The organism is Arachidicoccus sp. BS20 (genome assembly GCF_001659705.1).
Classification (GTDB): Bacteria; Bacteroidota; Bacteroidia; order Chitinophagales; family Chitinophagaceae; genus Arachidicoccus.
In genome coordinates this window covers 1,015,767-1,029,700 of sequence record NZ_CP015971.1, presented here as the reverse complement: position 1 = coordinate 1,029,700, position 13,934 = coordinate 1,015,767, and the positions used below count along the sequence as shown (strand labels likewise).

Annotated in this window: 11 protein-coding genes; 6 read left to right on the top strand and 5 right to left on the bottom strand. The window is 42.5% G+C overall.

Going from position 1 to position 13,934, the window contains the following annotated elements; translation table 11 throughout:
• The first annotated feature begins 118 nt into the window (after positions 1 to 118).
• A complete protein-coding gene (locus A9P82_RS04630; RefSeq protein WP_066204668.1) occupies positions 119 to 1,600 on the top strand; it encodes a putative Ig domain-containing protein in 1,482 nt (493 codons plus the stop codon).
• A 153-nt stretch (positions 1,601 to 1,753) separates the two neighbouring features.
• Here A9P82_RS04630 and A9P82_RS04625 read toward each other — a convergent pair whose 3' ends face one another.
• Complete coding sequence (locus A9P82_RS04625) at positions 1,754 to 1,933, bottom strand: hypothetical protein (RefSeq protein ID WP_066204665.1); 180 nt, start codon at positions 1,931 to 1,933, stop codon at positions 1,754 to 1,756.
• Between the two features lie 80 nt (positions 1,934 to 2,013).
• Positions 2,014 to 2,556, bottom strand: a complete 543-nt coding sequence (locus A9P82_RS04620; protein WP_066204662.1) for an inorganic diphosphatase — start codon at positions 2,554 to 2,556, stop codon at positions 2,014 to 2,016.
• Positions 2,557 to 2,715: 159 nt separating this feature from the next.
• Here A9P82_RS04620 and rlmD point away from each other — a divergent pair, with 159 nt between their 5' ends.
• The 4 genes from rlmD (at position 2,716) to pdxH (ending at position 6,712) form a co-directional block, all read left to right on the top strand.
• Positions 2,716 to 4,200: a 23S rRNA (uracil(1939)-C(5))-methyltransferase RlmD gene (gene rlmD, locus A9P82_RS04615; RefSeq protein WP_066204660.1), complete on the top strand. Its 1,485-nt coding sequence runs from the start codon at positions 2,716 to 2,718 to the stop codon at positions 4,198 to 4,200.
• A 72-nt stretch (positions 4,201 to 4,272) separates the two neighbouring features.
• Positions 4,273 to 5,001, top strand: coding sequence for a rhomboid family intramembrane serine protease (locus A9P82_RS04610; protein ID WP_066204654.1), 729 nt, complete (start codon positions 4,273 to 4,275; stop codon positions 4,999 to 5,001).
• 123 nt (positions 5,002 to 5,124) lie between these two features.
• Complete coding sequence (locus A9P82_RS04605) at positions 5,125 to 6,048, top strand: rhomboid family intramembrane serine protease (protein ID WP_197492241.1); 924 nt, start codon at positions 5,125 to 5,127, stop codon at positions 6,046 to 6,048.
• A gap of 31 nt (positions 6,049 to 6,079) precedes the next feature.
• On the top strand, positions 6,080 to 6,712 hold the full coding sequence (gene pdxH / locus A9P82_RS04600; RefSeq protein ID WP_066204648.1) for a pyridoxamine 5'-phosphate oxidase: 633 nt from the start codon (positions 6,080 to 6,082) through the stop codon (positions 6,710 to 6,712).
• A gap of 3 nt (positions 6,713 to 6,715) precedes the next feature.
• On the opposite strand, the gene rpe is transcribed toward pdxH, so the two are convergent.
• Together rpe and A9P82_RS04590 are read right to left on the bottom strand one after the other, a co-directional pair.
• On the bottom strand, positions 6,716 to 7,366 hold the full coding sequence (rpe, locus tag A9P82_RS04595) for a ribulose-phosphate 3-epimerase (protein ID WP_066204642.1): 651 nt from the start codon (positions 7,364 to 7,366) through the stop codon (positions 6,716 to 6,718).
• 4 nt (positions 7,367 to 7,370) lie between these two features.
• Complete coding sequence (locus tag A9P82_RS04590) at positions 7,371 to 8,147, bottom strand: tetratricopeptide repeat protein (protein ID WP_066204641.1); 777 nt, start codon at positions 8,145 to 8,147, stop codon at positions 7,371 to 7,373.
• A 72-nt stretch (positions 8,148 to 8,219) separates the two neighbouring features.
• Here A9P82_RS04590 and A9P82_RS04585 point away from each other — a divergent pair, with 72 nt between their 5' ends.
• Entirely contained in the window at positions 8,220 to 8,801 is a 582-nt protein-coding gene (locus A9P82_RS04585) for a MarC family protein (RefSeq protein ID WP_066204638.1), read from the top strand.
• Positions 8,802 to 8,872: 71 nt separating this feature from the next.
• Here the strand turns inward: A9P82_RS04585 and porU2 are convergent, their stop codons facing one another.
• A complete protein-coding gene (porU2, locus tag A9P82_RS04580; protein WP_197492240.1) occupies positions 8,873 to 13,882 on the bottom strand; it encodes a putative type IX secretion system sortase PorU2 in 5,010 nt (1,669 codons plus the stop codon).
• Positions 13,883 to 13,934 lie beyond the last annotated feature (52 nt).

The window sequence follows — 13,934 nt, the reverse complement described above, 5'->3', positions numbered from 1 at the left end:
TTAAAAATAAAATGATGAATGAAAAAAGGGCGTTAAAATTATTTATCGGTTTCAATGTGTTTTATTTTCAATAAAAACTTATAATTTCACTATCTCTCTTTAAACTAAATTTTAAATAATGAAATCGCTGAAACTATTGTCTTCATTGGCTTTCACGTTAATCGCTTGTGCATCTTTTTCGCAAAGCGACAGTTTGGACAAATACATTCTTACGCCGCCGCCATCGCCGAAGCCGCATATCAACGGTGCAGAAGTTTTTGGCGTGCGCCCAAACTCGCCCGTGATATATAAAATTGCTGCATCGGGACAAAAGCCTTTGCATTACGAAGTGAAAAACCTTCCGCAAGGGTTATCGGTCGATGCAAGCACCGGCGTTATTACAGGCGCGTTGAAAAATGCAGGCGATTACAAAATGGAAGTAACCGTTTCCAATGCTTTGGGAAAGAACAAAAGAAATTTTACAATTAAAGTGGGTAATCAACTTGGGCTTACGCCTGCGATGGGTTGGAATAGCTGGAATTGCTGGGGTTTGAGCGTGAATGCAGACAGGGTAAAATCGTCTGCGCGGGCGATGATTGATAAAGGATTAATTGATTACGGTTGGAGCTACATCAATATTGACGACGGTTGGGAAGCTGCGCAGCGCAATGCCGACGGAACCATTTCGCCCAACGAAAAATTTCCTGACATGAAATCATTAAGCGATTGGCTTCACGCACAAGGTCTAAAGTTCGGTATCTACTCATCGCCCGGAACGCGCACCTGCGGTGGGTTTCTGGCTTCGTATCAACATGAGTTGCAGGATGCTGCTACTTATGCAAGCTGGGGCGTTGATTACTTAAAATACGATTGGTGCAGTTACGATTCTGTTTATCGTGCAGAAGGCGATACTACTGATGCGGCGTTTATAAAACCATATACAATCATGCAGAAAGCGTTGCTGCAACAGCCGCGCGATATTTATTACAGCCTTTGTCAGTATGGCTGGCGCGATGTATGGAAATGGGGTGCAAATGTGAATGGCAACAGTTGGCGTACCACAGGCGACATCAACGATTCGTGGGGAAGCCTTACTTCAATTTGGTCGAGACAAGCGCCTTTGTATCCGTATGCCAGTCCGGGACATTGGAATGACCCAGACATGCTGGTGGTTGGAATGCTCGGCTGGAGCGATAATCTTCATCCTACGAAACTCACGCCTGACGAGCAATACACGCACATTAGCCTTTGGTGCTTGTTGTCGGCACCGTTGCTGATAGGTTGCGATATGAGCAAGCTGGATAATTTTACCACAAGCCTTTTGACCAATGATGAAGTGCTCGCTTTAGACCAGGATATTTTGGGAAAACAAGCACAGCAAATTATTAAAAAAGATGATTATCAAATTTGGGTAAAGCAACTGGAAGATGGAACGCACGCTATCGGTATTTTCAATTTATCCAAAGAAGCAAAAACAATTCATGTAGATTGGAAAGAGTTGAATTTGTCCGAAACGCTTACTGTGCGCGACTTGTGGCGTAAGAAAGATTTGGGTAAATTCAAGAAAGGATTTGATACAAAGGTTAATTCACATGGCGTGGAATTGATAAAAGTAAAGTAATTCACGCGTCATGCTGAACTTATTTCAGCATCCGACAAGATGTTGAATTGAAAAACCGGCGACACCAAATAAATTCGGAATGACGAAGTGCAACAAAAAAGGAATGACGTTTAACATCATTCCTTTTTAATTATTTAAAACCGGGAAAACAGATTAATAAAACTGGTCTTCTTTTTTGTTATCGTCAATTATGCCCATAGCTTTTACGAAATAAGTGAGCGTGCCGGGCAACGCCAACCAAAACCATTGTCTTAGCCAAATGAGCAATGAAATAATGATGACCAACCATACAAAAAACCATGCCCAGTATTTTCCTCTTGATGTTGTTTCCATTTCAGTAAAATTTTGACAAATGTAGGACAAAAACAGAAAAACGAAAACTATGTTTTTTGTTTTTTATCCACGATGGTGCATTATAGATTTTTATACGCTTCTATTGCTTTATTAATAATATCCAAAGCCATTGCTTTGTTGCCGAATTCTTCCACTTTTACGGTTTTATTTTCCAGTGTTTTATATTCTTCAAAAAAGTGTCTCAACTCGCTGAAAAAATGCTTGGGCAACTCTTCAATATTTTCGTAATAATTAATGCTTGGATCGTTAGCTGCAACGGCAATAATTTTATCGTCCCCCTCGCCGCCATCCAGCATTTGCATTACGCCGATAACTTTGGTTTCTACGATGCACAAAGGTTGAATGCTCATGCTTGAAATAACCAAAATATCCAAAGGGTCTTTATCATCTCCATAAGTTTGCGGAATGAAACCGTAATTGGCAGGATAGTGGAAAGAAGAGTATATAACTCTGTCTAATTTCAGTAAGCCGCTCGGTTTGTCAATCTCGTATTTCATGCGCGAACCTTGCGGAATTTCGATAACTGCATTTACAAATTCCGGCGCGTTTTTGCCTGTTTCCACGCCGTGCCAAGGATGTAATACCTGTGTATTTTTCAACATAAAAGAAATAAAATTTTGTGGTGCAAAGGTAGGGGATTTGAGATTAAAAAGTTTGTATATGAAAACGCATTTATGCTATTAATTGTTTGTAAAAGTTTGGCTATTCGCACTTTATGATAGCGATGCCTTATCTGCAAATTTTGATTCATATACAGTTATATGTGTTATAAATCGAGAACAGCATTGTTGCCTAAGCATTATCTTTGCCGCGTGAGACGAAAAAAAGAAAGAATTATCTGGAGCAACGTGTTGGTGGAAGACTATGCCGCCGAAGGAAAAGCTATCGGCAAAGTCGAAGGTAAAATTGTATTTATCGAAAAAGCCGTTCCCGGCGATGTGGTGGATGTTCAGGTGTCTAAAAACAAAAAGGATTGGGCAAATGCTTTTCCCGTAAATTTTGTTTCGTATTCAAAAGACAGGGTTGAGCCTTTTTGCGCGCACTTCGGTATTTGCGGCGGTTGCAGCTGGCAAAATTTGCCTTACGAAAAGCAATTACTGTACAAAGAAAAACAAGTTATTGACCAGCTCACACGCATCGGAAAATTAAAGCTGCCGGATATTTCTCCCATTGCCGGTTGCAAGGAAACAACAGGCTACCGCAACAAAATGGAATATACTTTTTCCACTAAGCCATACATTCCCAAAGAAGAATTTGCGGCATTGAAAAATTCGGGCGAACCTTTTGATACGCGCACACAGCAAGGTGTTGCAGGTTTTCATGCAAAAGGTTTTTTTGATAAAGTAGTGGAAATAGATGTTTGTCATTTGCAAAAAGAACCGACCAACGAAATCAGAAAATTCATTGCGCAATTTGCAAGGCTGCGCAAAATCCCTTTTTACGATATTAAAGAGCATCAAGGCTGGCTGCGCAATGTTTTGGTAAGAAATACGACAACCGGCGAATTAATGATAAACGTAGTGTTCGGTTATGAGGACAAAGAAAACCGCGAAGCATTACTGAATTTATTGACCGAAAAGTTCCCGAAAATCACAACGCTGCTTTATACCATTAACGAAAAAAAGAACGACAGTATTTATGATTTGGAGCCACAAGTGTTTTCGGGCAAAGGTTTTATTATAGAAAAACTGGAAAAATTTTCTTACAAAATCAGTCCGAAATCTTTCTTCCAGACCAATTCAAAACAGGCGGAAAAATTGTATCGAATCACGCGTGAATTTGCAGAACTTGACGGCTCACAAACTTTATACGATTTGTATTGCGGCACAGGAAGTATCGGCATTTTTTGCAGCAAAGGCGCAAAAAAAATTATTGGTGTGGAAGTAATTCCCGAAGCAATTGAAGACGCGAAGGAAAACGCACAACTTAACAATATCAAGCATTCCGCGTTTTTTGCAGGCGATGTAATTGATATTTGCAATGATGATTTTTTTGTACAACATGGTCGTCCTGATGTAGTAATTACCGACCCGCCGCGTGCCGGAATGCACGAAAAATTAGTCAATAAATTACTCGAAATGGAAGCACCGCTGGTTGTGTATGTAAGCTGTAATCCGGCAACGCAGGCAAGGGATTTGGCTTTGCTGAGCGAGAAATATGAGATTACAAAAATGCAGCCTGTGGATATGTTTCCACATACATTACATATTGAAAACGTAGCGCAGTTAAAATTGAAAAAGATATAAAAATCATTGGTTAATTTCTGCTAATGAAAACGTTTAATTATTAATTCCTAATTATTAATTTTTAATTAAAAAATGCCTCAATATAATCAGCAAATAGGTTTCCCGCCGTTTACACCGGTAATTAAAAATCTTATTATTTTTAATTTTCTGGTATGGATAGCGCAGAGTTTTATCAGCGTGCATATTACCAATTGGCTTGACGATACTTTTGCATTGCATTCCACGTACAGCACGCTTTTCAAGCCCTGGCAACTCGTTACGTATATGTTTATGCACAGTCCGTTTAATTCGAGTTTGGGCATATCGCATATTTTACTGAACATGCTTGGTTTGTGGATGTTCGGCTCGGCGTTAGAGATAAATTTCGGTGCGAAACGATTTCTTACGTTTTATCTTGTGTCGGGTATTGGTGCGGCGGTTATTTATCTTACGTATCTGCATTTTAATTTACACCAAACGGTTGCTGAATTTAATTTACTGAAACTTGATGCGTCGCAGCGCGATTTGGCTTTGCAGGATTATTTGGTTATTAATGCTTCGATGCTTGGCGCGAGCGGTGCGGTTTTTGGTGTATTGGCGGCTTTCGCTTACCTTTTTCCGAATACGTATTTATACCTGTATTTCTTTTTGCCGATAAAAACAAAGTGGGGCGTGTTGGGATATTTGGCATACGAACTGTTCGCTACCATTCGTTCTTCGCCCGGCGATGATGTTGCACATGTTGCGCACCTTGGCGGTGCGCTGGTCGGATTTTTATTAATTTATATCTGGAATAAAACAGACAGAAGGCATTTTTATTAAGGAATTGCGACAGGCGCACAGATAATATTCATTTGTGCATCTGTGGCAATTTTCAAAGAGATGATTGAAATCATCTTCCATATCGGATTACTATTTTTTAACTTTGTTCAATCAATTTTTAAAATGAATTCAACGCTTCGACCCAAACATAAAATTTCGCTCGGCAGCAGCTCAAATGCTTTGGTGTTGCTGATTGCCGCAAATGCAGTATTGTTTGTATTGCTGATATTTTTTAAGGTGTTTTATTTTATGACATCGAGCAGCAATGTTGCGGATACAACTATTGATACTTTCCACAGAGAAATTTTTAATTATTTTATATTACCCTCTTCGTTTGGACAATTTATCCGTCAGCCATGGTCGCTTTTCTCGTATATGTTCACGCACGAATCGCTGCTCGATTTGTTTTCCAATCTTTTGTGGCTGGTTGCTTTCGGGTACATCTTACAAAGTCTTTCGGGAAACAAAAGACTCATTCCTTTGTATTTGTACGGTGGTATTTTGGGCGGAATATTTTTCTTAATAATTAATGCAGTGCTTCCGCAATCTGTTGTTCATATTGATTTTCTTATTGGCGCTTTACCGGCAGTAGTTGCGGTAGCAGCAGGCGCCACCACGCTAACGCCGCAGTACAGAATTTTCCCGATGCTCGGCGGCGGTATTCCTTTATGGATTTTGTTTGCGGTATTCATGTTGGTTAGTGTAAGTTCTGTTGCAAATGCAGGCGTGGCGTATGTTTCAACGATTTTGTTTTCTGCGCTGGTTGGTTTTTATATTATTTACCAATTGAAAAAAGGAAACGATTATGGCGAATGGATATATTCGTTTGTGCATAAAATTGACAGTCTTTTTAATCCCGATAAAAAATATAAACAAACAAAAAACGAAAGCCCTTTTTTTTATAAAACCACTCGCAAGCCTTTTGAAACAAAAGAACATGTAACGCAGGAACGTGTTGATGAAATTTTGGATAAAATCAACAATAAAGGTTATGCGGCACTTACGAAAGCCGAAAAGGAGCTGCTGAAAAGAGCCGGAGAAAAGTAATTTGATAATGTGATGATTTGAAAATTTGAAAATGAATATAGCAAACATTCGTACCGATTATAAATTGATGACACTGAACGAAAGCGATGTATTGCCCAACGCAATAGCACAGTTTGACGCATGGTGGCAACAAGCCGTTCACAGCGAAATTGAAGAAGTAAATGCAATGACTTTGGCAACGGTTTCAAGTGATGGAAAGCCCGATGCGCGCATCGTTTTACTGAAAAATTTTTCGGAAGAAGGTTTTGAATTTTTTACCAATTACAACAGTGCAAAAGGAAAAGAACTTGCCGAAAATCCGTATGCTTGCCTGGTATTTTTTTGGAAAGAACTAGAAAGACAAGTGCGCATTACCGGTCGAGTTAAAAAAGTTTCCGCAGCGCGAAGCGATGAGTATTTTTATTCACGGCCTGCGGGCAGTAGAGTAGGAGCGTGGAGCTCGCCGCAAAGCGAAGTGATTGCTTCGCGCGAAGTTTTGGAAGCAAATGAAAAACATTTTAAAGAGCAGTTTGGCGAAGATATTCCGCGTCCCGAACATTGGGGCGGATACGCTGTAATGCCTGAATCTATTGAGTTTTGGCAAGGTCGTTCCAATCGTTTGCACGATAGATTGTTGTACACTTTGGAAAATGGAACTTGGAAAATTAAAAGATTAGCGCCGTAAATTTTATACGTCCAACAACTCTGCAATCGCTTGTTGTGGATTACGTGCTTTAAACACCGAACTGCCCGCTACAAGCACGTTTGCACCTGCGTCAAAAATCGCTTTTGCATTTTCCAATGTAACGCCGCCGTCAATTTCAATCAATGTTTCCAAGCCTTTGTCGTTGGCTAATTTACGCAGTTGCTTTATTTTAATTAAAGTGTGTTCGATAAAAGATTGCCCGCCGAAACCGGGATTTACGCTCATCAGGTTTACAAAATCTATGTCCTGAATAATATCCTGCAAGCTGTCAATCGGCGTATGCGGATTCACGGCTACGCCTGCTTTCATGCCAAGCGAATGAATGTGCTGGATGCTGCGATGCAGATTTGGCGAGGCTTCTATGTGCAACGAAATATTGTTTGCACCTGCTTTGTGGAAAGCATCAATATATCTTTCCGGTTCTACAATCATCAGATGTACATCGCACACTTTTTTTGTTGCCTTGCGAATATGTTCAATCACGGGAATGCCAAAACTGATGTTCGGTACAAAACGCCCGTCCATCACATCGAGATGCAGCCATTCTGCGGCGCTGTTATTGATCATTTCCACTTCTTCGTTCAATCTTAAAAAATCCGATGCTAAAAACGAGGGCGCAATTATTCTTTTCATTCATTTAGTTTTTAAATTCTTTAGGTATTCTCGGCTGAAATGGTTTCGTAGCAAGGCTTTCAGCGAAATATGTTTTTGCGCTGTCGGCTTCTTTCATTTGTATAAAAGTTTCTGCAACGGCATTCAACAAGGAAATATTTTTTGGTTCAAATTTTAATCCTGCTTTAAAAATACTTAAAGCATTTTGGAGTTGGTTATTTTGCTGCAATATTTTTCCTTTCACTAAATAAGGCTTTGTAAAAAAAGCGTTTTGTGCCGTGGATTTATTTAGTAAAGAATCTGCCTTTGCCAGGCTGTCTTTGTTATAAAAGTACAATGCGGAAATGTAATTGTAATAAGCGTTTTGTATTCCCTTAAATTGCTTTGCGAGGATTAAACAACTATCGTTTTTTTCATTTGCGAGAATTTCGGAAAGACTTAGTACAGCTTCGTTTCCGGGATAAATGGCAACTGCTTTTTGCAATGATTTTTTTGCTTCGCTAAAATTTCCGCTATCCGATAAAATGTTGGCTTTTGCTACCCACAATCCATATTTGTTACTGTCGTTTTTCAGCAAGGTATCTATTTGCAAAAGCGCATTTTTGTATTCGCCAATGCTGTCGAGTTTGTTGGCAACAATCAGGCGGAGCCCGGCGCTGTCCGGCTTTGTACTTAAAAAGTTAGTTAATGAATTAACTTCTTCTACTTTGTATTTCAGATAATCAGTCTTATGTGAATTGTTTTTGCAGGCATTTAATATGAGTGCCGCAAAAATGATAATGATTATGGGTAGAAATTTCATGCGGCAAATGTAAGCCCATTCGTTTATTTACGGAAATGCGGAATAATTGTAGCTTTGTATTAAAACAATTTTATGCAGTTTCAATGGAATCATTTGTTTACCGTTTCTTTTACGCTGTTTGCTGTAATTGATGTACTGGGTTCTATTCCGCTGTTTATTGCGATTAAAGAAAAGAATCAGGTTGCCTTTGATGCAAAAAAAATTACAACAATATCGGGCATCATTATGATTGCTTTTTTGTTTATAGGTCAGCAGTTTCTGGATTTGATGGGGCTGGATGTGCATTCGTTTGCCTTGGCGGGTTCGATAGTGTTGTTTTTATTGGGCTTGGAAATGATTTTAGGGCACGAAATTTTTAAGGGCGATGATAATCCCAAACTCGGAATTATCGTACCTGTTGCGTTTCCATTGATTGCGGGCAGCGCAACGCTTACTACTATTATTTCTTTGAAAGCCATTTATTCGCAGCTTGAAATTATAGCGGGCATAATTGCCAATTTGATTATTATATATGTAGTTATTTCGTCGCTTAAATGGTTTGAAAAAATTTTAGGTCCGGGAGGAATTATTGCTGTGCGAAAATTTTTTGGTGTTGTATTATTGGCAATTGCCGTTAAGATTTTTAGTTCGAATATGAGCTTGTTTGGCAGGTAGTTTTTTTCTCTATATGAAAACAAGAACGGTCAGCAATATTTTGCCGACCGTTCTTCATTTTATCCGATGCGTTATTGTTTTATAAACTTTGTTTGGTACTTACTGATGCCATCGGTTAATTGTATAAAATAAATTCCTTCCGTAATATTCCCGATTCGTTGGTTTATGATTTCGTTTATTTGTGGAATTGTGCCGGATACATTCACGATGGATTTTCCGTCAGTTGAATAAATGCTCACATTCACAACGCCGAGCGTAGGGAACTGTATATTTATTTTATTGTTTACCGGATTGGGGTAAACCAATATATCTTTTGAAGCGCTGCTGCCGACGGTTGCACTTAGAATTTTCGATAAAGTGTATCTATTATCAAAATCTACTTGGCGGATTCGGTAATAATTTATACCCGTTTTCGGAATGCTATCCACAAAGGAATAATTGAGTAAAGAAGTGGAGTTTCCCGCTCCTGCGACAGCGCCGATTGCAGAAAAGTTGACACCTGAATTTGAACGTTCGATAATGTATTGATAATTGTTGGTTTCTGTAGCCGTTTGCCAGGTTATCAATACGCGGCTTCCTTGAACTATTGCTTTTGCATTTAATAAAGTAATAGGAGTTGCAGATCCGGTTGATGCAACAAAGAAAGTCTTTTTTAGTGTATTATTCTCAAGTGTTTCTTCGGGTTGTTTAAGATTAGGATTTATACTAAGAGACAGGGTATTTAGTCCCTCAATATTTTGAGTGCTTACTGATGTTTTGAGCGTTGGGTTTGTCTGGTTTTTATTGAAGGTAGCGGAGTCACCCGGTATGGTAATGCTGACAATGGCTGTATCGCCGGGCATCAGTTTTTTAAGGTTTCTGACCGGGATGGTATATACTGTATTATTTGCGCTTGTGATGTTCACATTTGCCGGGAGGCTGTCGTTAAAAGGCTGGTCGCTAATGTTCTTAAAGGCGATGGCGAAGCTGTAGTCTTCCCCGCTGTTAACCGTATCTTTTGTATTGTACAAAATATTTGCCGCCAGCGCACCTTCGGGCAAAGGGGAATACAACAAGTGCCAGTAGCGCAGCTGGTAAGGTGTAAAGTTGATGCTGTCGGCATCGCGCAGTTTCAGTTGCAGGTAAGGGTATTGCTGCGCATCAATATCAGAGATATCGGCATTCTGCTGTGCCATGGTCAGCGTTTTGAGCACGGTGCTGCGGGTTTGGCTGCTGTCAAAACCTATCACGTACAACTGTGCATTATCCGTACCTGCCGCATCCTGCGACTGCCCGTTCCATTGCAGCGATGTCCAGCTTTGGGCGGGACCGAATTTTGGGGAAGTGATGAAGCCCAGCGTATCGCTGCTGTTGATATTTTGATTGATATGCAGCTGCCCGAAAGCGTCATCGGTCATTTGCTGAAGCGGCGTAAAGGAATGGTCTCCTTTTTTATAGATAAACACCGCTGCTTTGGGTGCCGTAAAATTATCGATAAGCCCAAGTCCCTGTTCAATAAAAGCGTTGTAGAGCGAACCGCTGCCCGTGCCGTCCTGTGTTTTCCACGCATCCACCGTAGGTACGGAGGTAAACGGCGTTACAATAAACAGCCTGACAATCACATAGGAACCTTCGGGTATCCAGTCCATGAACTGTGCAATATTATTGCGTTGTGCCGTGGTTTTATACGGGAACTGGAAGTTGTATTTATTGGTATTGGGATAATTAGCGGGGTTTTTGTCAAAAGAGTAAGGCGAAGAGCCGCAGGCAGTCGTTGAACCCATGAAGCCTTTGCCGGAACCTGCCAGCACGCCGCCGGCCTGCTCAACGGTAGAAGGTTCGGATTGGTTAAAATAAGGCTTAACACCGTCCGGAGAGAATATATTGAACATGATGGAATTACCCACAGAAGTACAATAGTAGCTGGAATTAAGAATTGTGTTGTTGATAACGATATCGAAGTTGCTTGCTCCGGTAGTATTCCCGCCGCCGGTTACGGCGTGGTTAATCAGGAAGGCATTGGGGATATTAGTAAAAGTCCACAGCCTGCTTGTACTGTCCAGCCGGATTCTTTCTGTCGCAGACGCCAGGTGCTGATAGAGGTGCGACTGCCCGGCACCGTCCCGGTTGTTGGGACTGCCGATGTATTGGAAACTGCTTCCTGCCCAGTAATACAAACCGCCTTGTGCCGGCGCAGGACTTACCCGCCAGTAGTAAACCGTACTATCGCTGTAGCTGATTCCGGGGTCAAAATCGATGGCTCCTCCTGCAGAGTGTACCGTTTTTGTTATTTTGAATGTAGAATTGAATAAAGATGTGGTATCCAGTTCCATCACATAATCGGTTGCGGCAGCCAATGCGTCGGAGGTGGAAGCAATGAGATGAGCGGTCGGATTATGAATGATGGAATAATCGTAAGGATAAGCAGGCGTCAGCCCGTTGGAATAGACAAAAACGGTTGCCGTCGCGGTGTTGTTGGCAGTACTTAGCTCATCATAGCGTGCATTGCCGTCAATGGTTACGATGATGCTGTTGCTGCCGGCATCTGTAGCCGGGTTAAGTGTTACATCCAGCTCCACCGAATCTATATTTTTTACCGAAGGAATGTTTTTGGACAACAGGGTTTGTATTGTTCCCGAAGGCAGTTTTCTTTGTACCTGCAACATTACGGAGTCCCCGGCAGCTTTGCCTAAGTTATACAAATAGGCTTTTATATGAAAGCCGGCGGCAGTTGCCGACACCGATTGCGGGGCAATGATATGCGCGGCATCTACGGCAAAATCGGGCTTGGCTGCTCCGAACAGTGAAATGGCGGGGTCGCCCAAAAAACAGGTTTGTGCTGCATTGGCATACAGACTGATGCTGTCCCTGCCGGGCAGCGAACTCGGGTCAACCATGAGTTGTTCCCCCGCTATCATGCTGTTGATAACCGGCCGGGAATAATCAGTAACAGCCAGGTGCTTGTACAAAGTCCTGTTGTAAAGATCCAGGATATTGGTAATGCCTAAATAAGTTTGTGCCACAAAAGCGACGCTCCCTTTATCTTTGGTAAACAGATACCGTTCGGTAATATTGTTGACAGTGTTGCTTCTGCCGCCCATATAATCGAAACAGTTGCCGACGTCGCAACCGCTGGTAAATATAACAGGATATTTGCCGTTATTGTTAAAAGCAGACGGGTCGCTGAGCTGGGCGTAGCCTATCGTGGTGCTGGCACCGTGCCCGTAATAGCTGAGCAGGCTCATGCCGGAGGCAAACAGGCTGTTTAAGAAATCACTGGACGTGGTTGTAAAGGAAGACGACTGGTTGCTGAAGTAATACCCCCTGCCGCCGTATAATGTATCGCTCATGATTTTTTCATAGCTGTTCAGGTAGCCGCCGAACTGGGATTCTTCGGAAGCAGAGCTTCCCCCGGAAATAAATGCAATATTTTTTTTCCAAAAATTATTGTCGATAGTATTGTCATTATTTTGCTGTTCCTGCTCATAAGCTTTAACCTTGTCAAGATAGGTGTTGACTTCTTCGGAGCTTATTGCCGATACCCTGCCGACGGGTGTAGCGGCAACGGGTACAAAATTGTCGGAGGCTAAAAGGATGTCGGATGCGGGCCACCCGTAGGTTGGGAGCAGTGCCTGCGACCGGTAATCGGCATTGGCGCCATTGGTGCCATACGTATTGTTGAAGGTTAATCCTCGTCCCAGCAGCAGCACATATTCCGGGCTTTGTGCAAACCGGCTTCTGGCATAGCGCAGGAAGTTTTTAATACTTAGCGGATGCCCGTGTATGCCGAAGGCGAACTCGTCTTCCAAATCTTCTATCTCATAGAGTCTGGCATTGAAGCTTCCGCCGGCAGAGGATGCGCGGTACTGTTGGTATGCCTGTGCACCGTTTTGTAATACTTTATTGTAGATAATCAGGTAGTTGCCCTGGTTAGCGCTGCCGGCAGGGTCGGCAAAATCCCGGCGGCGAATCTCTGTACCCGTTATACCGGTGTAAGATGCGGCTGCCTGTCCTGCCAATGCAAAATCGGCAGCGGCGGTTGCCGGAATGACAAAGGAATAAGTGCCGCCGCTGACATTTGCCGTATATCTCCGGTTATTCGTTAAATCATACAGAACGGGCGTACTGCCGTTGGCATTGAAATCGGTTATCTGCAGCACGCGTTGCTGTGCGGATGCGGGCAGGGAAAAAGCGAAAGAGGATTGTCCCCCGAAGTCAAATGTTCTGGGATAGGTTAAGGACACAAAGCTGACGGTTGCCCGGTCGCCGGAGCTGTTGCTGTTGGTCTCGCTGACGGTAGCCGTAAAGTTGCCGGTTATCCGGAAGTCATCCGCCGTCAGTATTTTGCCTTCAAAGGCGCCTAAGGAAGCGCCGTTTATCAGCGTGCCGCCGGTGCTGCCGCTCACGCTGACCAAACGGTTCGTGCCTGTGGAAGAAGAACCGGCAATACCCACCGAAAGGCTGGACGTAACGCTGCCTGAGGTATAGGGATGTAAGTTGGTAAATGCGCTTGCCACCGTGGTGCCCGGCGTGAGCAGCGCACCGAAGGTTTTGTATTGGTAGTCGGAGAGGTACACGTAATCGCCGCTGTAGTCTTTTGCCGGACCCTGGTTGAAGTTGCCGCTCAGGTTGTTTTGAACGGTGTACATGAAATAGGCTTCGGGCCGGACATCCGGAGGAATGGATAAAACACCGTTATCGGTATAGCGCAGGTTTTGCGAAGTGTTGGTATTGAGCGTCAGAAAGTAGGCTGCACTGTCGGTCTCCAGGCTTTTGGCTTTGTTGATTTGGTCGGCAGGACGCTTGAACAGCGCAGAGTCCGTTGAACCGTCATTGTGCATGCCCCAGAACTCTATGTAATCCGAACTGCCGAAAGTGCCGCTGTTGCTGACATACAAGGCTACCTGCCTGCCGTTGTGCCAAAGCTGCAACTGAGAACCGCTGACACTGCCCAAGCCTGCCGCCGACAACGATGCCCCCGTGATACGGTAAAGACCATCAGACAACAGCTTGAACTTATAGTAACTTTGACCGTAAACTATCCACTCATTATTATACTGCTGTGCGCGTAAAGAAAGAGTAGTGAAAAATAGTAAACTCATTAAAAGAGCAGAGTAATGACATGCCTTTTTAAACTTTTTCATATTGATTGAG